20 protein-coding genes and 2 pseudogenes are annotated in these 25,806 nt (G+C 75.1%); 16 read left to right on the forward strand and 6 right to left on the reverse strand.

Features of this window, described 5'->3' with window-relative positions; translation table 11 throughout:
• The first annotated feature begins 1 nt into the window (after position 1).
• From SM573_RS08710 to SM573_RS08730, 5 genes and pseudogenes are all read left to right on the forward strand, one after another.
• Positions 2–745, forward strand: a complete 744-nt coding sequence (locus SM573_RS08710; RefSeq protein WP_474611140.1) for an ABC transporter ATP-binding protein — start codon at positions 2–4, stop codon at positions 743–745.
• Positions 745–1,497 (forward strand): ABC transporter ATP-binding protein, encoded by a 753-nt coding sequence (locus SM573_RS08715; RefSeq protein WP_474611139.1) that lies wholly within the window; start codon positions 745–747, stop codon positions 1,495–1,497. Before SM573_RS08710 ends, SM573_RS08715 begins: the two co-directional genes overlap by 1 nt.
• Positions 1,497–2,387 carry a branched-chain amino acid ABC transporter permease gene (locus SM573_RS08720; RefSeq protein ID WP_474611138.1) on the forward strand — a complete coding sequence of 297 codons (891 nt, stop codon included), beginning with the start codon at positions 1,497–1,499 and terminating at the stop codon, positions 2,385–2,387. The genes SM573_RS08715 and SM573_RS08720 overlap by 1 nt, the downstream gene beginning before the upstream one ends.
• Complete coding sequence (locus tag SM573_RS08725; protein WP_474615878.1) at positions 2,384–3,502, forward strand: branched-chain amino acid ABC transporter permease; 1,119 nt, start codon at positions 2,384–2,386, stop codon at positions 3,500–3,502. The genes SM573_RS08720 and SM573_RS08725 overlap by 4 nt, the downstream gene beginning before the upstream one ends.
• 112 nt (positions 3,503–3,614) lie before the next feature.
• Positions 3,615–4,363 (forward strand): annotated as a pseudogene (locus tag SM573_RS08730) (SDR family NAD(P)-dependent oxidoreductase).
• A 72-nt stretch (positions 4,364–4,435) separates the two neighbouring features.
• On the opposite strand, the gene SM573_RS08735 reads toward SM573_RS08730, so the two are convergent.
• Positions 4,436–5,254, reverse strand: coding sequence for a hypothetical protein (locus tag SM573_RS08735; RefSeq protein ID WP_474615879.1), 819 nt, complete (start codon positions 5,252–5,254; stop codon positions 4,436–4,438).
• Positions 5,255–5,418: 164 nt separating this feature from the next.
• On the opposite strand from SM573_RS08735, the gene SM573_RS08740 reads away from it, so the two are divergent.
• The 4 genes from SM573_RS08740 to SM573_RS08755 all read left to right on the forward strand — a co-directional run bounded on the left by SM573_RS08740 (position 5,419) and on the right by SM573_RS08755 (position 10,975).
• Positions 5,419–7,350 (forward strand): BTAD domain-containing putative transcriptional regulator, encoded by a 1,932-nt coding sequence (locus SM573_RS08740; RefSeq protein WP_474615880.1) that lies wholly within the window; start codon positions 5,419–5,421, stop codon positions 7,348–7,350.
• 57 nt (positions 7,351–7,407) lie between these two features.
• Positions 7,408–9,657, forward strand: a complete 2,250-nt coding sequence (locus SM573_RS08745; RefSeq protein ID WP_474611133.1) for a RecQ family ATP-dependent DNA helicase — start codon at positions 7,408–7,410, stop codon at positions 9,655–9,657.
• Positions 9,658–9,834: 177 nt separating this feature from the next.
• Positions 9,835–10,062 (forward strand): heavy-metal-associated domain-containing protein, encoded by a 228-nt coding sequence (locus tag SM573_RS08750; protein ID WP_474611132.1) that lies wholly within the window; start codon positions 9,835–9,837, stop codon positions 10,060–10,062.
• The gene (locus SM573_RS08755) at positions 10,055–10,975 is read left to right on the forward strand and encodes a hypothetical protein (protein WP_474611131.1); all 921 of its coding nucleotides are present in this window, start codon (positions 10,055–10,057) and stop codon (positions 10,973–10,975) included. The genes SM573_RS08750 and SM573_RS08755 overlap by 8 nt, the downstream gene beginning before the upstream one ends.
• Positions 10,976–11,059: 84 nt before the next feature.
• Here SM573_RS08755 and SM573_RS08760 read toward each other — a convergent pair whose 3' ends face one another.
• From SM573_RS08760 to SM573_RS08770, 3 genes are all read right to left on the reverse strand, one after another.
• The gene (locus SM573_RS08760) at positions 11,060–11,476 is read right to left on the reverse strand and encodes a helix-turn-helix domain-containing protein (RefSeq protein ID WP_474611130.1); all 417 of its coding nucleotides are present in this window, start codon (positions 11,474–11,476) and stop codon (positions 11,060–11,062) included.
• A gap of 188 nt (positions 11,477–11,664) precedes the next feature.
• On the reverse strand, positions 11,665–12,858 hold the full coding sequence (locus tag SM573_RS08765; RefSeq protein WP_474611129.1) for a class I SAM-dependent methyltransferase: 1,194 nt from the start codon (positions 12,856–12,858) through the stop codon (positions 11,665–11,667).
• A 407-nt stretch (positions 12,859–13,265) separates the two neighbouring features.
• Positions 13,266–14,921: a DEAD/DEAH box helicase gene (locus SM573_RS08770; protein ID WP_474611128.1), complete on the reverse strand. Its 1,656-nt coding sequence runs from the start codon at positions 14,919–14,921 to the stop codon at positions 13,266–13,268.
• Positions 14,922–15,280: 359 nt separating this feature from the next.
• Here SM573_RS08770 and SM573_RS08775 point away from each other — a divergent pair, with 359 nt between their 5' ends.
• The gene (locus SM573_RS08775; protein ID WP_474611127.1) at positions 15,281–15,934 is read left to right on the forward strand and encodes a ferritin-like fold-containing protein; all 654 of its coding nucleotides are present in this window, start codon (positions 15,281–15,283) and stop codon (positions 15,932–15,934) included.
• Between the two features lie 72 nt (positions 15,935–16,006).
• Here SM573_RS08775 and SM573_RS08780 read toward each other — a convergent pair whose 3' ends face one another.
• Positions 16,007–16,234: a DUF3107 domain-containing protein gene (locus SM573_RS08780; RefSeq protein ID WP_474611126.1), complete on the reverse strand. Its 228-nt coding sequence runs from the start codon at positions 16,232–16,234 to the stop codon at positions 16,007–16,009.
• A 65-nt stretch (positions 16,235–16,299) separates the two neighbouring features.
• Positions 16,300–16,938, reverse strand: a complete 639-nt coding sequence (locus SM573_RS08785) for a TetR/AcrR family transcriptional regulator (RefSeq protein ID WP_474611125.1) — start codon at positions 16,936–16,938, stop codon at positions 16,300–16,302.
• 1,302 nt (positions 16,939–18,240) lie between these two features.
• Between SM573_RS08785 and SM573_RS08790 the strand changes: the two genes are divergently transcribed.
• The 6 genes and pseudogenes from SM573_RS08790 to SM573_RS08815 all read left to right on the forward strand — a co-directional run.
• The gene (locus SM573_RS08790; protein WP_474611491.1) at positions 18,241–20,256 is read left to right on the forward strand and encodes a hypothetical protein; all 2,016 of its coding nucleotides are present in this window, start codon (positions 18,241–18,243) and stop codon (positions 20,254–20,256) included.
• Positions 20,257–20,325: 69 nt separating this feature from the next.
• Positions 20,326–21,300 carry an alpha/beta fold hydrolase gene (locus SM573_RS08795; RefSeq protein ID WP_474611124.1) on the forward strand — a complete coding sequence of 325 codons (975 nt, stop codon included), beginning with the start codon at positions 20,326–20,328 and terminating at the stop codon, positions 21,298–21,300.
• A 62-nt stretch (positions 21,301–21,362) separates the two neighbouring features.
• Positions 21,363–22,325, forward strand: coding sequence for a DUF3152 domain-containing protein (locus SM573_RS08800; protein WP_474615881.1), 963 nt, complete (start codon positions 21,363–21,365; stop codon positions 22,323–22,325).
• 209 nt (positions 22,326–22,534) lie between these two features.
• Positions 22,535–23,284, forward strand: a complete 750-nt coding sequence (locus tag SM573_RS08805) for a DUF3152 domain-containing protein (RefSeq protein WP_474611122.1) — start codon at positions 22,535–22,537, stop codon at positions 23,282–23,284.
• A gap of 113 nt (positions 23,285–23,397) precedes the next feature.
• On the forward strand, positions 23,398–24,639 hold the full coding sequence (moeZ, locus tag SM573_RS08810; protein WP_474611490.1) for an adenylyltransferase/sulfurtransferase MoeZ: 1,242 nt from the start codon (positions 23,398–23,400) through the stop codon (positions 24,637–24,639).
• An 8-nt stretch (positions 24,640–24,647) separates the two neighbouring features.
• A pseudogene (locus tag SM573_RS08815) lies at positions 24,648–25,547 on the forward strand (prenyltransferase/squalene oxidase repeat-containing protein); the annotation flags it as partial.
• Positions 25,548–25,806: the final 259 nt, after the last annotated feature.

Here is a 25,806-nt window from a genome sequence, read left to right on the forward strand (position 1 = left end):
GATGCTCGCCACCCGCGGTCTGACCTGGCGGATCGGTGAGGTCGCCATCGTCGACGCCGTTTACCTCGACCTCGCGCCCGGGGAGTTCCTCGGCGTGATCGGGCCGAACGGCGCCGGCAAGACCTCACTGTTCAACCTGATCACCGGCCTGCGCCGCGTCACGGAGGGTCGGGTTCTCCTCGACGGGGAGGACATCACCGCCCTTCCGCCGCACCGCCGGGCCCGGCTCGGGCTCGGCCGTACCTTCCAGGCGTCGTCGGTCTTCGGCTCGCTCAGCGTGCGGGAGAACGTCCGGCTCGCCGTACAGGCGCACCGCGGGGGCTCGATGAAGTTGTGGCGGCGGGCGGCGGCCGACCGGGAGGTGGCCGCCGCCGCCGACGCGGCGCTCGACCGGGTCGGCCTCTCCCACCGGGGTACGGCGCTGGCCGGCACCCTCGCCCACGGGGAGAAGCGCAAGCTGGAGATCGCCCTGCTGCTCGCCGGGGAGCCCCGGGTGATGCTGCTCGACGAGCCGATGGCCGGGGTGAGCGCCGAGGACGTGCCGGAGCTGGTCTCGGTGATCCGTTCGCTGACCGGGGACAGCGGCCGCTCGGTGCTCATGGTGGAGCACCACATGGACGTGATCCTCGAACTGGCGGACCGGATCGCCGTGATGCACCACGGGGCGCTGCTCGCCTGCGACACCCCGGAGACGGTGATGGCGAACCCGACCGTCCAGGAGGCCTACCTGGGGGAGTCACTCTGATGGAACCCGTTCTGAGCGTGGAGGACCTGTCGGTCCGGATCGCCGGGCTGCACATCCTCCAGGGGGTCTCGTTCACTGTCGCCCCCACCGGTGTGACGGTGCTGCTCGGGCGCAACGGCGTCGGCAAGACCACCACCCTGCGCGCGATCGTCGGGCTGACCCCGCGCAACGGCGAGGTGCGCGGCACGCTCCGGATGGGCGCGCAGAGCCTGCTCGCCCGCCCCACCTACCGGCTGGTCCGCGGTGGGCTCGGCTACGTGCCGGAGGACCGGTGCGTCTTCGCCGGCCTCACCGTGGCGGAGAACCTGCGGCTCGCGGAACGGCGGGGCTCGACCCCGGCGTACGACAAGGTCTTCGCGCTCTTCCCCGAGCTGGAGCGACGGGCGCGGCAACGCGCCGGGTCGCTCTCCGGCGGGCAGCAGCAGATGCTCGCGATCGGTCGGGTGCTGCTCAACGACAACCGGCTGCTGCTGGTCGACGAGCCGACCAAGGGGTTGGCGCCGAAGGTGGTGACCGAGGTGACCGAGGTGCTGGAACGGGTGGCCGAGTCCGTGCCGGTGCTGCTGGTCGAGCAGAACCTCGCCGTGGTCCGGCGCCTCGCGAAGGACGCGGTGGTGCTCGCCGCCGGCCAGGTGGCCTGGACCGGTGACGCGCGGGAGCTGCTGCTGGAGACGGCGCTCACCAAGTCGCTGCTGGGCGTGGGCACCGGCGAGCCGCACCGGGCCACGACGGCCGGGAAGGACGCGAACTGATGGGCACCGTGATCCTGCTGACGCTGACCGGGCTCGGCCTGGCGGCGCTGTACTTCCTCGTCGCGTCCGGGCTCTCCCTGGTCTTCGGCCTGGCCGACGTGCTCAACTTCGCGCACGGGCTCTTCCTCGGCGTCGGCGCGTACGCCACCTGGTGGGCGGCCGGGAACCTGCCGGGCGCCGGGTCGGACGGGTTCGGCTTCGTGCTCGCGGTCGCGTTCGGTGTCGCCGCCGGCACGCTGGTGGCCGTGCTCGTCGAGCTGGTGCTGATCCGCCCGCTCTACTCCCGCACCATCGAGCAGGTGCTGGTCACCGTCGGCCTCTCGCTGGCCGGGGTGGCGCTGCTCCAGGCCACCTGGGGCGCCGACGCCCGGCCGTTCCCCCGTCCGGAGTGGACGCGGGGCGTGACCGGGGTCCTCGGCGCGCAGGTGCCCAACGGTGGCCTGCTGCTGATCATCGCGGCGGTGCTGGTGCTCGGCGCCCTGCTCGCCTTCCTCCAGTGGACCCGTTACGGCCTGGTGATCCGGGCCGGGGTGGAGAACCGGGAGATGGTCACCGCGCTGGGCATCGACGTGCGCAAGGCGTTCACCCTGGTCTTCGCGATCGGTGGGGCCGCCGCGGCGCTCGCCGGGGCGTTGGGTGGCGTCTACTTCGGCACCGTCTCGCCCGGGCAGGGCAGCTCGCTGCTGATCTTCGCGTTCATCGTGGTGGTGATCGGCGGGATGGGCTCGGTGCTCGGCTCCGCGTACGCGGCGGTCGCGGTCGGACTGCTGCAACAGTTCGTCAACTACTACGGCACCTCCGGCCTGGGCGACATCTGCGTGGTCGGTCTCCTCGCCGTGGTGCTGCTGCTCCGCCCGCAGGGAATCGCCGGAAAGGTGGCAACGGCATGACCGAGGTGAAGAGCCCCGAGGTACCCGCGCCGCCCGCGGCGGTGCCCGCCGAGCTCACTTCGCAGCCCGGCCGGTGGCAGGGGGTGCGCCCGTACCTCCCCCTGGTCGCGCTGGTGGTCGCGGCGATCCTGCCGTACTCGACGGTGCGGCTGCCCGGGATCTTCGAGGGGCCGCTGAACTCGCCCGGCACCCTGCAACTGCTCGCCATCTGTCTGATCTTCGGCGGGCTGGCGGCCGGGTACGACCTGCTCTTCGGCCGCACGGGGATGCTCTCCTTCGGCCACGCCCTCTACTTCGCGGCCGGGGTCTACGGCACCGACATCCTGGTCACCAAGGCCGGGTTGCCGCTCTGGCAGGCGGCGCTGCTCACCGTCACCGGCGGGACGATCCTCGCCGCGCTGCTCGGTGCGGTGGCGCTGCGTACGGTCGGCATCGCGTTCGCCATGGTGACGCTCGCGTTCGCACAGGTCGGGGCGATCCTGGTGGCCCGCGACTTCGGCGGGCTCACCGGCGGCGAGGAGGGGTTGCCGCTGGACGTGTCCGGGCTCCCCGACGCGCTGGTCGGCGTGACGAACACGGTGAACCTCTACTGGCTGGCGCTGGCGTACCTGGCCGTGGTCGTCCTCGTGGTGCACCGGGTGAGCGGCTCACCGACCGGGCGGGTGCTGGCCGGGCTGCGTGACGACGAGCGCCGGATCGGCGTGCTCGGTCTCGACCCGTACCGCTACAAGCTCGTGGCGTTCACGCTCGCGGGCGGGCTCGCGGCGGCCGGGGGAGTCGTCTACTGCCTGATCGTGGGTGGCGCCTCGCCGCACATCACCTCCTCCGAGCTGACCCTGTCGCTGCTGGTCATGGTGGTGCTCGGCGGGCCCGGCACCCGCTGGGGGCCGGTGCTCGGCGGCGTCCTCTACATGTACCTGGACCACCGGCTCACCGCCTTCGGCGCCTCGGAGGCCGTGGACGCGCTGCCCGCGGTGCTCAGCCGGCCGCTCTCCCAGCCGCTCTTCGTGCTCGGCACGATCTTCATCCTGGCCGTGTACTTCTTCCCGGGTGGCCTGGCCAGCCTGACCAGCCGCCTGGCGCTGCTCCGCCGCGCCCTCCGCCCCCGCCCCTGACCTGGGCCGGGGTCCGGGCCCGGGGTGTTGACCATGGGGTTATCGGCGCGACACCCGACCCTCGCGCCGATAACCTCATGATCGCATTCGACGGAGCACGGGGAGGCGCGCGGTGGGCGAGCGGTTGGCTGTGGTCAGCGGGGGTGGCACCGGGATCGGGGCGGCGATCGCCCGGACGTTCGCCACCGACGGCTACGACGTGGTGATCGTCGGCCGGCGGGCGGACGTGCTCGACGAGACGGCCCGGTCGGTGAACGCGGAGTGCGGGCGGGCGGGCGCGGTCCGCGCGGTGACCGCCGACCTGACCGTTCCCGACCAGGTCGAGCGGGTGGTCGACGCCGTCGCGGGCCGCCCGGTCGACGCGGTGGTCAACAACGCCGGCGGCTACCTGGCCTCCGGCGCCGACACGCTGGAGGGTGTGGCGGCGTACTGGCGGGCCAACCTGGACGCGAACGTGCTGACCGCCGTGCTGCTCACCGAGGCGCTGCTGCCGTCGCTGCGCCGGCCGGGGGGCCGGGTGATCCTGCTCAGCTCGATCGCCGCCCAGCGGGGCGGCGCCGGGCCGTACTCCGCGGCGAAGGCGGCGCTGCACGGCTGGGCGTACGACCTCGCCGCCCAGCTCGGCCCGGATCAGGTCACCGTCAACGTGGTGAGCCCCGGCTACGTCACCGACACCGAGTTCTTCGGTGACCGGATGACGCCGGAGGGGCACGCCCGACGGGTCGCCGCCACCCTCGTGGGGCGGGCCGGCGAGCCGGCCGAGATCGCCGAGGCGGTCCGCTACCTCGCGGGTCCGGCGGCCGGTTACGTCACCGGCCAGGTGCTCTCGGCGTCAACGGTGGCTCCGTCCTCGGCCGCTGACCGGACACCCTGACGACGCGGCGGCGGCGCAGCCCCCCGTGTGGCCGCGCCGCCGCCGCGCCCGCGTGACGGTCAGCCGTTGAGCAGCTCGTACGCGGTCGGCGGCGCCTCCTGGGCGGCGCTGCCCGCGGGGGCGGTGACCTTCGGCGCCGTGCCGTAGTCGCGGTACTGCACCAGGTACTCGTACGCCTTCTGCCCACCCGCGGCCGGCACCTGGAGGGTGAGCGAGGAGAGGTTGCCGTCCGGCCCGACCTCCGCCGTGAACGGCACCGCCGCGGCCGCGCCGCCCAGCGCGGTCATCGCCTCCGCGTCGAGCACCTTCGCCGCCTCACCGGAGGTGAGGTCGATCGTGCCCGCGTACCGGCCGTCGCCCTGCTCCTCGACCTTCGTGGCCGCCTCGACCAACGGGCCGGCGTTGCCCACGTCCGCGCCGTCGTAGACCGGCGTGCTCTCCGCGTCGGTGATCCGGCTCCGGTCCAGCCGGAGCCACCGGTCCGGCAGCTTCGGGAAGCCGGTGAGGCCCTTCGTGCCGGTGAACTTCACCTTCATCCAGGTCTGGTCGGCGACGATCCGGAACGAGATCGTGGTGGTGAAGCCCAGGTCGGCGTCCTTGACCACGGTGACGAGTTCCGCGCCCTTCGCGGCCGGGTCGACCAGGCCGGAGATGCTGCTGGACGAGTCCCGCCCGGAGAAGCGGAACGCTCCTTCCGTGCCGTCCGGAACGGCGGCGAGCAGCGCCTCCTTCGGGGCGGGTGCGGCGCTCGGCTGCTGCGCCCCGCCCGCCGGCGTCGTGTCACTGCCGCAGGCGGCGACCAGCGCGGTCGCGGACAGCGCCGCAGTGGTGGAGACGACCCGACGGAGCATTCCGGCGGTACGGGTGTGCTGTGTCATCGCGGTTCTCTTTCTCGCAGTTCCGGCGGTTGCCGTTGACGATGCTGGGGGCCGTCGCTGCGGAATCGCTGCCGCTATGCTGCCGTCGGACCGCCGCTGCTGCGGTCCGACTGTCGTGCGGCTGCCGCCGCCGGGGGCGGGGGTAGTCGGGAGCGGGAATTCGCATGTCGGGAACGGTGCGCTTCGAGGTCCTCGGGCCCCAGCGAGCCTGGCACGGCGACCGGGAGATCGACATCGGCCCCGGCAAGCAGCGCGCCGTGCTGGCGGTTCTCCTGCTTGCCGCCGGCCGGCCCGTGCCCACCGGGCAGATCGTCGAGGCGGTCTGGCCGGAGGATCCACCCGCGAACGGGCCGAACGTCGTGCAGAAGTACGTCGCGGGGCTGCGCCGGGTGCTGGAGCCGGACCGTTCCCCGCGTACGCCCGGGCAGGTGCTGACCCTGACCGACGCGGGCTATCTGCTGCGCGTGTCACCGGAGGCGATCGACGCGGTGGCGTTCGAGCGTGCGGTACGCCGGGCGCAACGGTTGCCCGCCGAGGGCCGCGCCGCCGAGGCGCTCGCCGAGCTGCGGTCGGCCTTGGAGTCCTGGCACGGCGAGCCGTTCGCGGGGCTGCCCGGTCCGCTCTTCGATTCGGCGCGACACCGACTGGTGGAGCTGCGGGCCGTCGCGCTGGAGACGCGCGCGGAGCTCGAACTGGAGCTCGGTCGGCACCAGGAGCTGGTCGGTGAGCTGGTGGAGATCGCCGCCGAGTTCCCCCTGCGGGAACGGCTGCGGCACCAGCTCATGCTGGCGCTGCACCGCAGCGGCCGGCAGGCGGAGGCGCTCGCCGTCTACCGGGAACACGCCGAGCTGCTCCGCGAGGAGTTCGGCATCGAGCCCGGTGACGGGCTCCAGAATCTGCACCGGCGCATCCTGCGCTCCGATCCGGCCCTCATGCCCGCCGCCGCGCCGACGGCCCCTGCGCCGTCGATCGCGCCCGCCGCCGCGTCGACGGTCCCTGTGCCGTCCACCGCGCCCGCCGCCGCGCCGACGGTCCCTGTGCCGTCCACCGCGCCCGCCGCCGCGCCGACGGCCCCTGCGCCGTCGATCGCGCCCGCCGCCGCGCCGGTCGAGCGGGCCGCCCCGACCACCCCTCCACGGTCCGCGCCCGTCCCGCCTCCTCCGGTCCACCCGACCGTGCCGCCGGCACCGACGGCGCCCCACGTCGTGCCGCCCCGGGCCCCGGCCGACCTGCCGGCGCCCCCGCCAGCCGTGCCGGTGTCCGCGCCGCCGCCACCGGTCGGCACGCCGGCCGCCGGCGCCGCGTCCTTCCCGACGTACCTCCCGCCGTCGCCCGCCTCGTACGCCGCCCCGGTGCCGCCCGGGAGCGGGACGCGGCGCGGGTCGACGCCGCGCTGGGCGAGCGCCACCGCGACCGTCGCCGGCACCCTGCTGGTCCTGCTCTCCTTCGGCTGCCTCACCTGGCTGGTGGTCCTGGGGTACGCCGTGTGGCGGCGCAGCTGGCGTCTCGCGCTCGCTGGCGCCGGCTACCTCGTGATGGTCGCCGTCGAGCTGTACCTGCTCGACTTCGAGAACCCCGAGGCCGAGCCACCGATGGCGACGGCCACCGCCTTCCTCGGGCTGGCCGCGATCACCCTCCTGGTCGGGGCGGCGCACGTGATCGTGCTCAACCGTGGGGTCTGGGCGACGCTCACCGGCCGGGCCGGCGCGAAGGGCCGGGCCGAGGAGGAGCGCCGGATCCGGCGCGAGCACTCCCGGTACCTGCTCTACCACTACCCGGCGGCGCGGGGCGAGCTGCGGATCGGGCGACCGGACCTGCCCCGCTCCTTCGACGACGGTGGGCTGATCGACGTCAACTCCGTTCCGGAGCAGGTACTCGCGGGGCTGCCCGGCCTGACTGCCGACCAGTGTCGCCACCTGGCCGTGGACCGCTGGCTGCGGGGCCCGTACGCCTCGATCGAGGAGCTCGCCGGGCGCTGCATGCTGCCGCCCCACCTCACCGAGCCCCTGCGCGACCTGCTCGTCTTCCTGCCGCCGGTCTCGGCGGCCGCCCCGCCCCCGGGCCCCGCGTCGCCGGACGCCCCACGCCATCCGTGACCGGCACCTCCGGCGGCGACCCGTGGAAGCGTCGGCCCGCGCTGGTAGAAATGCCGGATGAGCCAGGAGCGGGTGGCGGTACGGGAGCGGGCCGAGGCGGTGCTGCGGCGGCTGGCCGGCGAGCACGCCCGGCTCCGTGAGGACCAGTGGCGGGCCATCGAGGCGCTGGTGGTCGACCGGCGCCGGGTGCTCTGCGTGCAACGCACCGGCTGGGGCAAGTCGGCGGTCTACTTCGTCGCCACGGCCCTGCTGCGCGACCGCGACCGGACGGCCGACGCCGGCACGGGTGGGTCTGCGGCCAGCGCCGGGACCGCCGACGCCGGCACCTCCGTCGGCCCCACGGTGATCGTGTCGCCGCTGCTGGCGCTCATGCGCAACCAGGTGGAGTCGGCGGCGCGGGCCGGCATCCGGGCGCGGACCATCAACTCGGCCAACCTCGACGAGTGGGACGAGATCACCGCCGAGATCCACGCGGGCGCGGTGGACGTGCTGCTCATCAGCCCGGAGCGGCTCAACAACCCGGACTTCCGCGACGGTGTCCTGCCGAAGCTGGCCGCCACCACCGGCCTGCTGGTGGTGGACGAGGCGCACTGCGTCTCGGACTGGGGGCACGACTTCCGTCCCGACTACCGACGGCTGCGCACCTTCCTCGGCAACCTGCCGGCCGGCACGCCCGTGCTCGCCACGACCGCGACCGCCAACGCGCGCGTGACCGCCGACGTCGCCGAGCAGCTCGGCACCGATCTGACGGCACCCGCCTCCGCGCCGGGCACGGGAGCGGTCGCGGGCACGGCCGGGCAGCGGCCCGATGTCCTGGTGCTGCGCGGCACGCTCGACCGGGAGTCACTGCGCCTGGGCGTCCTCGACCTGCCCAGCCCCGCGCACCGGCTCGCCTGGCTCGCCGACCACCTCGACCGGCTCCCCGGTTCCGGCATCGTCTACACGCTGACGGTGGCGGCGGCGGGGGAGACGGCCGAGTTCCTCCGCTCCCGCGGTTACCCGGTCGCCGCCTACACGGGCCAGGCCGACGACGCCGACCGGCGGGCCGCCGAGCAGGACCTGCTGGACAACAAGATCAAGGCCCTGGTGGCGACCAGCGCGCTCGGCATGGGCTTCGACAAGCCCGACCTCGGGTTCGTGGTGCACCTCGGCGCGCCGCCCTCACCCATCGCGTACTACCAGCAGGTCGGCCGCGCGGGCCGGGCCGTGGAGCACGCCGAGGTGCTGCTGCTGCCCGGCGCCGAGGACGCGGCCATCTGGCGCTACTTCGCCTCCCTCGCCTTTCCCCCGGAGGACCAGGTGCGGGCCGTCCTGTCCGCGCTGCACACCGACCGTCCGCTCTCCACGCAGGCCCTGGAACCCCTCGTCGACCTGCGTCGGGCGCGCCTGGAGATGATGCTCAAGGTGCTCGACGTGGACGGCGCGGTCCGCCGGGTGCGCGGTGGCTGGCTCGCCACCGGTGAGTCGTGGACCTACGACGAGGCCCGGTTGCGCCGCGTCGCCGCCGCGCGCACCGCCGAGCAGCAGGCCATGCGGGAGTACGCGACCACGCCCGGCTGCCGGATGCGCTACCTGCGGGAGCGCCTGGACGACGCCGGGGCGACGGACTGCGGCCGGTGCGACCGTTGCTCCGGGGCGCTGTTCACCGCGGACGTGTCGGCCGCCGCGCTGAGCGCCGCGCAGACCTTCCTCGGCCGTCCCGGTGTCGAGGTCCCGCCCAAGAAGCTCTGGCCCACCGGGATGGACGCCGTCGGCGTACCGCTGAAGGGCCGCATCGCCCCGGCGGAGCAGGCGTTGCCGGGCCGGGCGGTGGGCCGCCTCTCCGACCTGGGCTGGGGCGGCCGGCTGCGGGAGCTGGTCGGGCCGGAGGCGGCCGACGTCCCGGTGCCGGACGACGTGGTCGCCGCCGTGGTCGAGGTGTTGAAGGCGTGGGCGCACGGCGACGACCCGTGGCCGCGCCGGCCGGCCGCCGTGGTGGCGGCGGGCTCGCGGAGTCGGCCGCGCCTCGTCGGTACGCTCGCCGAGCGGATCGCCGGGGTCGGCCGGCTGCCGCTGCTCGGCCAACTGCCCCCGGCCGAGCCGGCCGGCGGCGGCGCCCGGGGCAACAGCGCCCAGCGGGTACGCGCCCTGCACGACGCCTTCACCGTTCCGGCCGACCTGGCCGGGGCGCTCGCCGGCCTGGACGGCCCCGTGCTGCTCGTCGACGACCTCGTCGACTCGGGCTGGACCATGACGCTGCTCGCCCGTGCCCTGCGCCGCGCCGGCGCCCCCGACGTGCTGCCGCTCGCCCTCGCGGTCGCCGGCTGAGCAGCCGGCCGGCGGCGGCCAGGCGCCGACGGGCGGGCGTCCGGGGCGTCACCCGCGGGACGCCGGTCCGTCGGCGCGGAGCGGGGAAAAGTTCCCGCGGCAGGGGAAGGTGCGACGGCTGCCACGCCGTCGCGGCACGCGCCGGCCGGGGTCCGGCGCAGCGGTACCGTGGGCGCCATGGATGAGCAGGCCGTCACCCGCACGTACGCCATCACCGGCATGACCTGCGAGCACTGTGTCCGGGCGGTCACCGAGGAGCTCTCCGCGCTGCCCGGCGTCCACGCGGTGCGGGTCGACCTACCCGGCGGCACCGCCACGGTGACCAGCGCGGCGGCGCTGCCCGAGGAGGCGGTCCGGGCGGCCGTCGATGAGGCCGGCTACGAGTTGGGCGCCGTCGGTGCCTGACCGGGTCTCCGCCGCGCCCGATCGCGGCACCCTCCGACTCGCGCTGGCAGTCGGTGGACTGGTGCTCGCCGTGCTGCTCGGCTTCGGTCTGGGCCGGCTCAACTCCGGCGGCGCCGCCACGGCCGTCGGCTTGGAGACCGCCGACCACACCCACCCGCCCGGCACCGCGCCGCACGAGCACGGCGCCGGCGCGGACCAGCCCGGCGGCACGGAGGCCGCCGGGCTGGCCGTCAGCGCGGCCGGCTACACCCTCGCGCCGCTGGCCACCGGGTTCACCCCCGGCCGGGAGGGGCAGTTCCGGTTCCAGATCCGCGACGCGCAGCGTCGGGTCGTGACCCGGTTCGCGATCGTGCACGACAAGCCGATGCACCTCATCGTCGTCCACCGCGATCTCAGCGGCTTCCAGCACCTGCACCCGACCATGGCGCCGGACGGCACGTGGTCGGTGCCGCTCACCCTGGCCGGGGCCGGCGCCTGGCGCGCGTACGCCGACTTCACCGCCGTCGCCGACGACGGCGGCCAGACGGCCGTGACCCTCGGCGTGGACCTGACCGTCCCCGGCGACTACGCGCCGCGCCCGCTGCCCGACCCCGCGACCTCGGCCTCGGTCGACGGGTTCACCGTCGACTACCAGGGCACGCCGCAGGTGGGCGCGACCGTCCCGCTGACGTTCCGGATCGCCGCGGACGGCGTCACCGCGCCGGTCGAGCGCTACCTCGGGGCGTACGGCCATCTGGTCGCGCTCCGGGAGGGGGACCTGGGCTACCTGCACGTGCACCCCGAGCCGCAGCTGGTCGACGGCGCGGTGCGGTTCTGGCTGACCACCCCGAGCCCCGGCCGGTACCGGCTCTACCTGGACTTCCAGGTGGCGGGCGAGGTGCGTACCGCGGAGTTCACGGTCACGGTGGCGTGACGCCCTTCCGTCGGGCCCGCTCACGGCCTCCCGCGTCGCCACCGGCCGCCTCCGGCCGCTGACGCGCGCCCGGGCCAGCGGCGCTCAGCCGGCCCGGCGGATCGGCCGGCGGGCCAGGTAGCGCAGCAGGTCGCGGATGTGGTGCTTCTCCTCGGCCGGCACCGTCGGATCGGCGAGCCGGTCCAGGATCACCCGGACGTCCGCCTCGACCGGGCCCTCGTCGGTGCGCCGTCGCGCGGTCGGGCCGGCGTCGGGCAGGCCGAGGGCGCGGAAGGCCGCGGCCACCGGCAGGTCGAGCGCGGCGCAGAAGCCCCGGACCTTCGCCAGTTCGGGGTAGTCCTGCCAGTCGCCGGCAAGCCAGCGGAAGACGGTGGAACGACCGACGCCGGTGTGGGCGGCCAACTCGGTGACCGTCCAGCCACGCTCCTCACGAGCGTCGTCGATGGCGCGTCGCACGAACCGTGCGAACGCCATCTGCGGCGAAACCTCTGCGGAACGCATCCCTGCGGGTCTTCCCTCTCAGGCGAGAACACCGGGACGATGTCGCACCCGAGCGTAGTACCGGACGCGTCGAAAACAATTGACTGACCGCACAAAAGGTCCTGTGAACGGGACTTTTTCTGGCCGGCACCCGGACGAAGTGGACGAGACCGGGGTGATGATTGCCGTCGATCAACTGTCGGTGGCTCTCACTCCTCGGCGGTCGCACCTGACGTGACCGGGAGCGTGGACGACGTGGACTCGGCGCTCAGGAGCGCCTCCAGGCGCGGGGTCAGCTGCCACTGGTCGACCAGGTCCCGGTAGTCCCGGCGCTGCTCGGCCGTCGGTCCGGCGGCGGTACGGCGGGCCCGGATGAGCAGGTTCCGCGGAGTGTGCCGCGAGTCGACGAACTCCACCACCTCGGCCCGGTAACCGTGCAGGCGGAGCAGCCCGGCCCGCAGCGCGTCGGTGAGCACGTCCGCGAACCGCTCGCGCAGGATGCCCTGGCGGGTCAGCAGCTCGTACGGTGCCGGGGCGGGCCGGGACCGCAGCTGCGCGGCGATGTCGTGATGGCAGCAGGGGGCGGCCAGTACCCACCGTGCGTCCCACCGGACCGCCCGGGCCAGCGCCTCGTCGGTGGCGGTGTCGCAGGCGTGCAGCGCCAGCACCAGCTCGGGCGCCGGCTCTACCACCGCGTCGGCGATGGTGCCGGCCACGAAACGGACGCGGTCGCCCCAGCCCAGCCGCTCGGCCAGCGCGGTGTTGCGGAGCCGCTGGTCCTCCCGGACGTCGACCCCGACCAGCTCCACATCGATTCCTCGCCCCGACAGGTAGCGGTACGCGGCGAAGGTCAGGTACGCGTTGCCGCAGCCCAGGTCGACGACCCGCAGTGGCCCGGTCAGCTCGTCCGGCAGCGTCGCGGCGAGCGCCCGGAGGAACGCGTCCACCTGGCGGCGCTTCGCCGCCGAGCCGCCGATCTCGGTGAAGATCGGGTCGCCGGGGTCCAGCAGGTACTCCTTCGCCCGGTCGTGCCCGTCCGGCGTCGCCGCCGGCCGGCTCGCCGCCGCCCGGTGCACCTGGGCCTCGCCGGACTTCGTCACCCGCAGCTGGAGGGTCGTCTCGGCCGTCTCCACGTGCCAGTTGCCGAACGGCTCCGCGAGCAGCGCGTCGACCGCCTCGGCCGCGTCGTGGCCGGGCGCGACGTTCCTGGTGTACGGGCGGGCGCCGTCGGACGTGGCGATCTGCAACCGGGGCCCCGCCTTGAGGGTCACCGGGCGCAGTTCCGCCCGGACCACCGACGGGCGCTGCCCGCGTCGACGGCCGGCGGCGACCGCCCGGGTCAGCGCGGGGTCGAGCAGCAGCGCCCTGACCTCGCGCAACGCGACGTCCAACGGTTCAGCCATCTCCCCATCCTCCCTCGCGGACCCGCGACCCCACCCACTCACCCCCGGCCGCGCGACCTCTCCCACTCACGCTCGGCCGCGCGGCGTGCCTCTGTCGCGAGCTCGTCTTGCGGGCACCCCTGACCGCGACATCGTGCTCTCCCCGCGCGCGGTGGCCGATCTCGACGCCCCCGGCGACGAGATCGTGGCGGATCGTGGACATAGTGGCCTCAGCACGCCGGGATGCCACTGGATCCGCGAAGTAGCACGATCTTGGCGCGGGGCGCGGGGCGCGGGGCGCGGGGCGCGGGGCGCGGGGCGCGGGGCGCGGGGCGCGGGGCGCGGGGCGCGGGGCGCGGGGTGGGCGGAGACGGGAGGTCCCCCGGACCCGGGTGCGGGGCGGGGGACCTCGATGCGTTTCGGGTGGGTCAGTCGGCGGTCGCGGCGGTCGCCTCGGCCGGGGCGGGGCTGCCGCCACCGCCGCTACGACGGCGACGCCGGCGCCGCGGCTTCGGTGCCGACCCGCCGTCGCCGTCGCTGCTCGCCACCGTCGGCTCGGCGGTGCCGCCCTCGACGGCTCCCGTGCTCGCCTCACCCGCGACGACCTCACCGGCCCGGCGGCGACGCCGGCGGCGCGGAGTGCGTGCGCCCTCCTCGGTCGTGCCCTCGGGCGCGGCAGCTTCCGGCGCGGCGGCCGACTCGCCGCGACCACGGCGGCGACCACCGCCGCCGCCACCGTTGCGGCCCCGGGACTCGCCGCGCCGGCGCGTGCCGCCCAGGTCCTCCTCGACCTCCGCCGAGAGCCCGGCCCGGGTGCGCTCAGCGGTCGGCAGGGTGCCGCTCACCTCGGGCGAGATGTGCAGGTCGGTGTAGAGGTGCGGCGACGTGTGGTACGTCTCCGGCGGCTCCGGCATCTCCAGGCCCAGCGTCTTGTCGATGATCCGCCAGCGGGGCATGTCGTCCCAGTCGACGAACGTCACCGCGACGCCGCTCGCCCCCGCCCGGCCGGTGCGGCCGATCCGGTGGGTGTACGTGTCCTGGTCCTCGGGGCAGTCGTAGTTGATGACGTGCGTGACGCCGCTGACGTCGATGCCCCGGGCCGCGACGTCGGTGGCGACCAGCGTGTCGATCTTGCCGGCCCGGAACGCCCGGAGCGCCCGCTCGCGCGCGCCCTGCCCGAGGTCGCCGTGCACGGCGGCCACCGCGAAGCCACGGAAGTCCAGGTCCTCGGCGACCCGGTCCGCGGCCCGCTTGGTCCGCGTGAAGATCATCGTGAGGCCGCGCCCCTCCGCCTGGAGGATCCGCGCCACGATCTCGATCTTGTTGAGCGAGTGGGTGCGGTAGGCCAGCTGCTCGGTCTGCGGCGACGGCCCGGTCTCGGCGGTGTGCCCGGCGTGGATCGTCACGGGGTGGCGCAGGAAGCGCCGGGAGAGCGTCACGATCGGGTCCGGCATGGTCGCCGAGAAGAGCATCGTCTGCCGGTCCTCCGGGAGCATCGACAGGATTTTCTCGACGTCGTCGAGGAAGCCCAGGTCGAGCATCCGGTCGGCCTCGTCGAGCACCAGCGCGTGCACGCGGTCGAGCCGCAGGTGCTTCTGCTTGGCCAGGTCGAGCAGGCGGCCCGGCGTGCCGACGAGGATCTCGACGCCCTTGCGCAGGGCCTCGATCTGCGGTTCGTAGGCCACGCCGCCGTAGATCGGCAGGACCCGGACGCCCCGGGTGCTGCCCGCGGTGGCGAGGTCCTTGGCGACCTGGAGGCCCAGCTCGCGGGTGGGGACGACGACCAGCGCCTGCGGCAGGCCGTCGCCGCCCTCGCCGGGGGCGAAGACCCGCTCGAGCAGCGGCACGCCGAAGCCCAGCGTCTTGCCGGTGCCGGTGGGCGCCTGGCCGATCAGGTCGGTGCCGCGCATGGCGATCGGCAGCGCGTACTCCTGAATGGCGAACGCGCGGGTGATGCCGGCCGCGGCCAGCGCGTCGACGGTCTCCTGACGCGCGCCCAGCTCGGCAAAGGTCGGTGCCTCCGGTCGTACCGGAGCGGTGGGGGCCAGATCGCCCTCCATGCTGCCTTGCGTCAATTCACTCATCTGGATCTGGGGGTGCCCTCTCGTGGGTGCGCCCCGTCATCTCCGCAGGGCGCGTTCGGTATGGCGCGGGCCACACGGTCGGGGGCGATTCGCCGAGCCGGACCGGGCCGCACGCGCGCCGGGGGCCTGACGTCGATCAGATCGGCACCCACGGCAACTGTTCCATACTACCTGAACCGGCAGGATGCCGTCCTGATTCCGGGTCGGGCCCATCCACCGGGTGGATGATCTGTGCCCCGGGTCACAATGTTGCCGAGCCGCACGCGGCGCATCTCACCCGGAAACCCCGCCGCCGCGCGCCGCGCGGCCGCCCCCGACGAGGGGCCACGCGCCGCCGCTTCGGACGGTAGCCTGCGCTCGTGTCCGCCCCGACCACCCCCGGTCCCGCCGTCGCCGACCTGCTCGGGCTGGTCGCCCTCGGTGAGCTGCTCGCCTTCGAACGGATGGCCGCCGACGCCCGGCTCGCCCCCGACCTGCGGCGACGTGCCGCGCTCGGCGAGATGGCCGCCGCGGAGATCGCCAACTACCGGCGGCTCGCCGACCGGCTCACCGCGCTCGGGGTGCCACCGGACCGGGCGATGGCCCCGTACGTCGAGGCGGTGCAGGCCTACCACGACTCGACCGAGCCACGGGACTGGGAGGAGGCGGTGACGAAGGCGTACGTCGGGGACGCGATCACCGACGACTTCATCCGGGAGATCGCCACGGTGCTGGACGAGCCGGACCGCCGGCTCGTCCTCGACGTGCTGCACGAGTCCCGGTACGCGGAGTTCGCCGCCGCCGAGATCCGGGCCGCGATCGAGGCCGACCCCCGGGTGGCGCACCGGCTCTCGATGTGGGCCCGGCGGCTGGTCGGCGAGGCGCTCTCGCAGGCCAACCAGGTCGCCGCCGCCGAGCGCGGGGGTCTCGTCGCGCTGCTCGCGCAGGGGGATCGGGTGGACGTGCAGGCGCTGTTCCGGCGGCTGACCGCCGCGCACACGGCGCGGATGGCGGCTGCCGGCCTGAACAACTGAGCCCCGGGTCGGACGCCCGGGGCCGCGGGAGGGCGTCCGCGGCGGACGGCTCCGCCGCGGACGCCGTGTGTGTCAGCGAACGGTGAACCCGACCGCCCGGGGTGCCGCCTCGGCGATCTCGACGTAGGCGACCTTGTCGACCGGCACGATCACGCGCCGGCCCTTCTCGTCGGTCAGGGACAGCGTGCCGCCGTTCTTGGCGATGGCGTCGGTCACGATCTGCTCGATCTCGGCCGGCGACTGCCCGCTCTCCAGAACCAGCTCGCGCGGCGCGTACTGCACGCCGATCTTGACCTCCACGGTGCCTCCTCAACTGGGGCGAAAGAGCCGCCGTGGGGAAGGCTATCCGATCACGGGCGTGACGGTCAGGCTGACTCACCTTGCAGCGGGAAGCTGGCGATGCCCCGCCAGGAGAGGGCGGCCACCAACGCCTCGGCCTCCGCCTTCGGCACCTGGCGTCCACTGGCCAACCAGAACTGCGCGGCGGTCTCGGCCGCGCCGACCAGGCCCGACGCGAGCAGCTCGGCGTGGGAACGGCTCACGCCGGTGTCGGAGATGATCGTGTCGGTGATCGCCGCGATGCAGCCCTGCTCGACCCGTTCCACGCGTTGCCGCACCTGGGGGTCGTTGCGCAGGTCCGACTCGAAGACCAGGCGGAACGCCTCGCTCTCGTGGTCCACGAAGTCGAAGTAGGCGCGCACCGAGGCGCTCACCCGCTCCTTGTTGTCGCTGGTGCCCCGCATCGCCTCCTGCACCTTCGCCACGATCGCGTCGCAGTGCGTGTCGAGCAGCGCGAGGTAGAGCTCCATCTTGCCGGGGAAGTGCTGGTAGAGCACCGGCTTGGAGACCCCGGCCCGCTCGGCGATGTCGTCCATCGCCGCGGCGTGGTAGCCCTGCGCGACGAACACCTCCTGCGCGGCCGCGAGCAGCTGCTTGCGGCGCGCCGAACGGGGCAGGCGCGTGGGCCGGCCGGCGGTCTGCGCGCCGTTCCCCACAGCGGTCATGGGAACCTCCGAGTTCTTCGTACGAGCCGGCACTATTACCCCGAACCGGTCGGGCCCGATGGCCCGTCGCGGAATTGGCCCGCCGCTGTAACTTATCGCCACTGTCACCACACGGTAGCCTCAGCGGGGGCGACCAAGGAGCGCGCGGTGAGTGAAGCAGGGCAACCCGGTGCCGCCACCCCGGGAGAGCACGGTGACGGGACGGGTCAGCACGACGATCCGGCCCGCTCCGCCGGCGGGTGGTCACCCCAGCCGGCCGGTTGGCCCCGTCTCGGCGACCCCGCCCCGTCCCCTGACTCCCCGGAACGGGGGCGCTGGCAGCCCGACCCGTCCTCCGGGTGGGGTGCCTCCTCCTCTCGCCACGGGGACCTGCCGGCGCCGGTGCCCGGCCTGACCGGCGACGCCCAGTCCCCGCCGCGGGTCAACGGCCACCACGCCAACGGCGTGAACCACGCCGCGGACGAGCCATCGGCGGGTCTGCCGGGCCCGGTGAGCGCCCCGCCCGTCCACGCCGCCGACGATCGCCGCGCGCCCGCCGCCGAACGGCTGGTGGTGCCCGCCCAGCGGCCGGCACCGCCGATCGAGCAGGCCCACGGGGTCGCCGACCCGGAGAGCGGCCCCGCCCGCCACGCGTCCGAGGAGCCGCCGGCCCGGCCACGCTGGGCCGATGCCGGCCCGCCGACCTCGGCGCCGCCCGCCGTCCAGATCCCGCCGGTCGGCACGTCCGCGTCCGGGTTCGAGGTGCCACCCGGGCTCCACGCCCCCGGCGTCGAGCGTGCCGGTGGCGAGGAGTCGCCGTCGGCGGAGTCACGCGGTTGGGACGACGCCCACCCGCCGGCCGGAGAGCCCCGCCCCGCCCCGTCCTGGGCTCCCGCCGAGCCCGCCGCTCCCGCCGAGCCACCGGCCGGCGAACCCGACTGGTCCGGGCCGAGCTGGAACCGGCCCAGCTGGGGTGCCGCCTGGGCGCCGACCTGGTCCCGGCAGGGCGAGGAAGCGACCGACCGCCCGTCCCCCGAGGGTGAGCAGCCCGCCGGACGCCGGACGGGCGAGCGCGACGAGCCGGCCCCGCGTTGGGGACGGGAGACCGACGAGCCGGCGGGGCGCCGGAGCCGCGAGGCGGACGAGTCCGCCGGGCACCGGGAGGCGGCCGAACCGCCCGCGCGCTGGTCGCGCGAGGCCGACGAGCCCGCCCACCACGGCCGGGAGGCCGACGAGGCGGCCGGGCGCCCCGGTGACGAGCCGGCGAGGCGCCGGTCGCGTGAGGAGAGCACCCCGCCCTGGGCCGCCCAGCCGTACGAGCCGGTGCGCGCCGAGCGGCCCCGCCCCTACGAGTTCACCCGCGCCGAGGCGGAGCGCGACTACCCGCCCGAAACCGACCGCGCGCGGCCCGGCGACCGTCCCGCCTGGGCGAAGGACAGCCCGTCGCCGGCACCCGCGGCGTCCTCGGACCCGACTCCGCCCCCGGTGCCGGGCGACCGCCCCGCCTGGGCCGCCGAGCGGCCGACCCTCCAGCCATCGGCGCCCCCGGAGCGGCCGCCCTGGGCCCCGACGAGCGGTCAACCGGCGCCGCCCACGAGCCCTCATCCACCGGCTCCCACCAGCGGTCCACCCGTGACTGCGACCAACGTCCCGCCCGCCGCGCCGAGCGGTGCCCCACCGGGGGCGTCGGGCGATCCGCGGGATCAGTTCGGCGGGGCCGTGGGCGGTCAGCCCGATCCCGCGCGGGGCGAGAGGGCCGCTGCGGGCGGACAGTCCGGTGGCGCTCCGCGCGGTGGCGCGGACCGACCGGCCTGGGCCGGCGGGTCGGGGACCGCTCGGTTCACCCCGCCGAACCGACCGAGTTGGGCGGGGGGCCGCCCGACGAGCACCACCGCGGCCGCGAGCGCTGCCGACGGGCCGGGGGAGCCACCACGCCGCGCCGCCGAGTCGTACCGCTTCCCCGCGACCGACCGGGAGGGGGCGGAGGGCGCCGTCCCCGACGCCCCGCCGCCCACGACGCGCGGCTCCCGGCGCGACTCCCTCCCCACGTCGGGCGCGACCGGCGGATCACCGGCCCCGACGGGTCCCGCACGGGCGTCCGCCACGAGCGGCACCGGCGACCACGACCCCACCCTCTCCGCGCCCGCCCCGGCGAGCGCGCCGCCCTACGCGGCCCGCCGATCCGCTCCCGACCCGGCACCCACGGCCGACCCCGCCGTCGGCCGGCGGCCGGACCCGACGTCGGCGGTGCTGCCGCAGCGCGTCCCCGCCGAGCCGGACGTGCCCGTCGTGCCGGAGCCGCCAGCCGTGGAGCCACCCGCCGAAACCCCGGAACTCGCCCGCATCGCCACCCACCTGCGCCGGGACGACGAGCCCGCGCCGCCGCAGGAGCGGCCCGAGGGCTTCGACGTCAACGCCATCCTCGGTGCGGTGCGCGAGGTCGCGGGCGTCCGCGACGCGTCGCTACGGCGTACCCCCGCGGGCGCGCACAGCCTGCGGCTCGACCTGGCCGACGGCGCCGACCCGGCCGAGGTGAGCCGCCAGGTCGCGCGTCTGCTCCAGGAACGGATGGGTCTCGCCGCCGCCCCGCAGAACGTGCCCGGCCTGCCGCCCACGCCCCCGGCGCCGCTGCGTCGTCGTGGTGCCGCGCGGCCCGGCGAGACCCGCGAGACGCGGGTCGCCGACGCCGAGGGGCGGAGCGAGGGGCGCGCCACGCCGGCCCCGGAGGCGGTCGTGCGGCCGTCGCGTGCCGAGCCGGAGCCACCGCGTCGGCGTCGCCAGCCCGGGCCGCAGCGCGGTCGGGCCACGGTGGACGAAGCAGCGTCGCCGGGTGCGGCGACCGGCAGCCCGGCGACGCTCGGCGCGTCGTACTCCGGTGCCCAGCTGACCACGACGGAGAGCGCGCCGTCGCGTCCGCTGGACACGGGCGGCGTCCCCGGCCCCCGGGTGGTGATCGACCACGTCCAGGTGAGCACGTTCGGTCTCGACGCGACGGTCGAGGTACGCCTCTTCGCCGCCGACGAGGTCGCCACCGGCTACGCCACGGGACCGGCCGTCGACGGGTACGTCCTGCGGCTCTGCGCGGTGGCCGCCGCGGCGGCCGTGGACGACCTGCTGCGCCGACCGGACCACGCCGAGCGGGGGCGCTGCTTCGTCGAGCACGCCGCGGTGGTGCCGTTCGGCAACTGCGAGGTCGCCACCGTGGTGGTGCTGCTGGTCTGCGACGGCTGGGTCGAGCAGTTGGCCGGCTCGGCGCTGGTCGCGGGCGACCCGAGGCAGGCGGTCGTCCGGGCCACCCTGGCCGCGGTCAACCGCCGGCTCGAGGCGCTGCTCGCCTGAGCTTTCGCGACCGCGCGGCGATCGCCTCGACGCGCTGCCGACCGGGCCGTCCGGGGGCACACTGAAGCGATGAAGCGCGCCACCCTCTGCCCGGAGCACGAGCTCCCGGAGCACGGGGTTCCGCCGCCGTGGCCGGGCCGGGAGGTCCGGCTCGACGGTGTGGTGACCTACGTCCGGGAGACCCCGGCCACCGCCGGAGACGCGGAACCGGCCCTCTACGTCCACGGTCTCGGCGGCTCGTCGCAGAACTGGACGGATCTCGCCGGCCTGCTCTCGAAGCGGTTGGACGGCCAGGCGATCGACCTGCCGGGCTTCGGTCGCAGTGAGCCCGGCCGCCGCTACACGGTGCCGGCGTTCGCCGACCGCGTGACCCGGTGGATCGAGCACTCGGGGAGAGGCCCCGTGCACCTCTTCGGCAACTCGCTCGGCGGCGCGATCTCCGTCCAGGTCGCCGCGCTCCGCCCCGACCTGGTACGGACCCTGACCCTGATCTCCCCGGCGCTGCCCTTCCTCGACTTCCGGCGCTCGTTGCAGGGCCGGATGCTCCCGCTGCTCGCCATCCCGCGGGCGGAGCGGGTGGCCGCCCGGCGGCTGGCCCAGCTCGCACCCGAGACGATGGCCCAGCAGGTGATGGAGGCGTGCGTGGCGGACCTCGATCGCATCTGCGACCAGCGCCGCCGGGAGGCGCTGGAGGAGATCCGGGTGCGGTACGAGGCCGAGCACTACGCCGCCGCGTACGTGCGGACGTTCCGCGGCCTGGTCTCCAGCTTCCTGCGGTCGTACCTGCCGGGCTCGGGGTCGCTGTGGCGACTGGCCCGCACCGTGCGGGCGCCCACCCTGGTGGTGGGCGGGCTTCAGGACCGGCTGGTGGACGTGCGGGTCGCCCCGCAGGCGGCCCGGGTGATCCCGGACAGCCGGCTGCTCATGCTGAACGGCGTGGGTCACGTGGCGCAGCTCGAAGTGCCCCGGGTGGTCGCCCGGGCGGTGCTGGACCTGCTCACCGAAACGGGGGAGGGCGTCCGCCGTCACGATCTGGCAGGCTGAGCCGGATGCCCAGCTCAGCGCCACACCGCGCCGGTGAACCGATCGACGGGGCTGCTCGGCGTGTGGCCGGCGCTCCGGTCCCCGGGCCGCGCCCGCCCGCGCCGGGGTCCGCCCACGACCCGCACGGGCTGCCGCACCACACCGTCGGCGAGACGGGAGGGGAGCGCCCACGGGTCGGCCGCCCGGCTGTCGGGCAGCGGCGCCGGCCCGGCCGCCGCCTCCAGGCGATCGCCCAGTCGGTGACGGTGGTGCTGGCGATCGGCGCGGCCGTCACCGTGGTGGCGCGGCACCAGGGCGTCGAGGCTCAGCCCGTGCCGGCCGACGCGGTGGTGCCGCCGATGACCGATGCGGCGCTGCCGCTGCCGGCCTCGTCTCCGGCCGGCGTCCCGGCGTCGCCGTCCGTCTCGCCGTCCCCCGTGTTGCGGCTGCCCGGTCCTGTGCCGTCCGCCGGTACCGGACGTTTCGGCTACGACGACCGCACCGGGCCCGTGCTGGGCGCGGCCGGCACGGTGCAGCGCTACCGGGTCGCCGTCGAGTCCGGTAGTGAGGAGGACGCGGGCGAGTTCGCCGAGGCCGTGCGGGTCGCGCTCGCCGGCCCGGGCAGCTGGGTGGACAGCCGCCGGCTGCGGCTGCGGCAGGTCCCCGGCACCTCCGCCGCCGACTTCACGGTCTACCTGGCGACCGCGCGGACGGCGGGACGGATGTGCGCCCAGGGCGGTGTGGACATCCGGATCGACGGACGCCCGTACACCTCCTGCCGGGCGCCGGGGAAGGTGATCATCAACCTCGACCGGTGGCGGCTCTCCGTTCCGCACTTCGTGCGCGCGAAGGTGCCGCTGTCGGTCTACCGGACGTACGTGGTGAACCACGAGGTCGGACACCAGTTGGGGCACCGTCACGAGCGCTGCCCCGGCGAGGGCGAGCGGGCGCCGGTGATGATGCAGCAGACCCTCTTCCTGAACGGTTGCGTGGCCAACCCCTGGCCGTACGTCGGCGGTCGCCGGTACTCCGGGCCGCCGCTCTGACCACAGCCGACCTGGCGCTTTAGCCATGACTTGGCCTATTCGCGTTATTTGCCTGATTAATAGCGATAACCATTCATAGTGGCATTAGCGCCAAAGGGGCAGAATGCAGCTATTGATCTGGCACGCTGTGAATCATGACGCCATCGTCCCCTTCTGCTCCGCCTGCTCCGGAATCGCCCGGCCCTCCCGGTCGGCCCTCCCTGGCGCGGATGTACCGGCGTCGCCGCCGTAGCACGCTGCTCGGGCTGGTGCTGCTCCTCGCGGTCGCCGTCGCGATGACGGTCGTGCGTACGGGCGAGCCGTCGACGCCCTCGACCATCCAGGGCCGGGTCCCCGACGGTGGCGGGGTCGGGGCGCACGCCGTGCCGCCGCCGACCACCCCGAACGCCGTGCCGTCCTACGGCGCGGGCCGGTTCGCCGTCGCGTCGGGCGGCACCCCGGTGCGGGGCGAGGACGGTCCGCTCCACCGCTACCGGGTCGTCGTGGAGCAGGGCACCGGCCAGGACGCGGACGCGTTCGCGGCCAGCGTCGACGAGACGCTCGGCGACCCGCGGAGCTGGATCGGCTCGGGCGAGCTACGGGTCCAGCGGGTGGCCGAGGCGGTGGAGGCCGACTTCACCATCTACCTCGCCACCCCGGTCACCTCCGAGCGGATGTGCGCCGAGGGCGGGCTGAGCACCGAGGGCTACACCTCCTGCCGGCTGCCGGGGCAGGTCATCATCAACCTGGCCCGGTGGATGGAGGCGGTGCCCGACTACGGGGCCGAGCTCGCCGTCTACCGGACGTACGTGATCAACCACGAGGTGGGGCACGAGTTCGGGGAGGGGCACGAGGCCTGCCCGGGGCCGGGCCAGCCCGCGCCGGTCATGCAGCAGCAGACGTACGGTCTGGAGGGCTGCCTGGCCAACGCCTGGCCCTACCTCGACGGCCGCCGGTACGCCGGCGAGATCATCCCCTGAGACCGGTGCGGCCGCGGCGGGCGCGGGCATCGCCGGAGGTGGCGTGAGACACATCGGTGGCCGGCTTTATTCCCGGTCCCGGATGGCGGGCGGCGTGTCCTCCCTCATGGCCGATCGCCCGCGTGCCGAGTGACAATGGCCCGGTCTGCACCGCCGATCCCGGGGAGTCCACCGTGTCGTTGCCCCCGCTCGTCGAGCCCGCCGCCGAGCTGACCGTTGACGAGATCCGTCGCTACTCGCGCCACCTGATCATCCCGGACGTCGGGGTCGAGGGGCAGAAGCGGCTGAAGAACGCCCGGGTGCTCTGCGTGGGCGCCGGCGGTCTCGGCTCGCCGGCCCTGATGTACCTCGCCGCCGCCGGTGTCGGCACGCTCGGCATCATCGACTTCGACACCGTCGACGAGTCGAACCTCCAGCGCCAGATCATCCACGGCGTCTCCGACGTCGGCCGCTCCAAGGCCGAGTCCGCCGCCGCGAGCATCCGCGAGATCAACCCCCTGGTCAACATCGAGATCCACAACACGGCACTCGACCGGGACAACGTCCGCGAGATCTTCAGCCAGTACGACCTGATCGTCGACGGCACCGACAACTTCGCCACCCGCTACATGGTCAACGACGCGGCGGTGCTGCTCGGCAAGCCGTACGTCTGGGGCTCGATCTACCGCTTCGACGGCCAGGCGTCGGTCTTCTGGGCCGAGCACGGCCCCTGCTACCGCTGCCTCTACCCGGAGCCCCCGCCGCCCGGCATGGTGCCCTCCTGCGCCGAGGGGGGCGTGCTCGGCGTGCTCTGCGCGTCGATCGGCTCCATCCAGGTCACCGAGGCGATCAAGCTGATCACCGGCATCGGTGAGCCACTGGTCGGTGGCCTCACGGTCTACGACGCCCTGGAGATGTCGTACCGCAAGATCAAGGTCCGTAAGGACCCGAACTGCGCCCTCTGCGGGGAGAACCCGACCGTCACCGACCTGCTGGAGGACTACGAGGACTTCTGCGGCGCGGTCTCGGTGGAGGCCCAGGAGGCGGTGGTCGACTCGACCATCACCGCCGTGGAGCTGAAGGAGTGGCAGGACGCGGGTAAGGACATCTTCCTGGTCGACGTCCGGGAGCCGGCGGAGTACGAGATCGTCCGCATCCCCGGCGCCACGCTGATTCCCAAGGGCGAGATCCTCTCCGGCGAGGCGCTCTCCCGGCTGCCGCAGGACAAGCAGATCGTGCTGCACTGCAAGTCCGGCGTCCGCTCGGCGGAGGCGCTCGCCGCGCTGAAGGCCGCCGGGTTCCGCGACGCGGTCCACGTCCAGGGCGGCGTGCTCTCCTGGATCAAGCAGATCGACCCGTCGCTGCCCGCGTACTGACCGACCGGGTGGGGTCGGGGCGGGCTGGAGCCGCCCCGACCTCGGCCGATTCTCCGAGGCGGGATCGCCTTTGCGCAGGTAGCGTGTCCGGCGTGGTCGATTTGGACGCCGCGATCGGCTTCGTCGTGGCTCACGGGGACGCGGTGGAGCGTGCCCGCCTGTCCCGGCTGCGCACGGGCGCGGCGGTGCCGGCCGAGCTGTTGGAGCGGGCCGAGACCGGCCAGGGGCCCGACGGCGGTTGGCCAGCCACCCTGGACGGCGGGATCGGCTCCGTCGACGCCACCTGCTTCCGCCTCGCCGAGCTCGACGACCTCGGTGCCCTCGGTCGGCCGGCCGCCCGCCACGCGCTGGACTGGCTGGCCGCCCGGCAGCTTTCCGACGGCGGCTGGGAGGAGGACCCGGCGCTGGCCGAGCTGGCCCCGGAGTGGGCCCGGCCGGGCGATCCGGAGGCCCGCTTCTACCTCACGGCCAACGCCGGCTTCTGGCTGACCGTCGCCGGGCTCGACGCCCGGGCGGCGGGCCCGCTCGACCACCGGGTCGGCGGGGCGTACGCGGGCGTGGTGCAGGCGGCGGCGCAGTCGATCGCCGGCCAGCTCGCCCGGGACGGCAGTTGGCCCTCGTTCCTGCCGGCCGGCTGGCTGGGCGCCGCGGTGCTGCACCGCCAGGGCATGTACGACGAGTCGGCGCGCATCCAGGCGGTGCTGGCCGAGCGGATCCCCACGATGTCCCCGGCGGACGCGGCGTGGCTCTCCGCGACGCTGCGGCGGGTCGAGGTCGGCGAGGAGCAGTGGCTGCTCGTCTCCGCCCGCCAGCGGCTCGCCGAGACCCAACGCAGTGACGGCGGCTGGGACAGCGACGACGGTCACCAGTTCGACGTGCACACCACCCTGCGGGCCATCCGGGCCTGCCTGACGCCGACCACGCAGGCCACGCCGCCCGCCTCCGCCGCGCAGGCCATCCCGGTCGCGCCGCCCGCCGCGCCGGTCGCAGCGCCGCCCACGCCGCCCGCCGCGCCGGTCGTGCCGCCCGCGCCCGCGCCGGTCACGGCGCCGGTCGTCCCGCCCGCGCCGGTCGAGCCGGCGTCGGCGGGCTGACCGCACCCCCGGATCCCCGCGATCGGGCGCCTCGCGCCCCACCCGACCGTCACGGCGGCGACGAGCGTGGCGG

The sequence above is a fragment of the Micromonospora xinjiangensis genome, assembly GCF_056150165.1.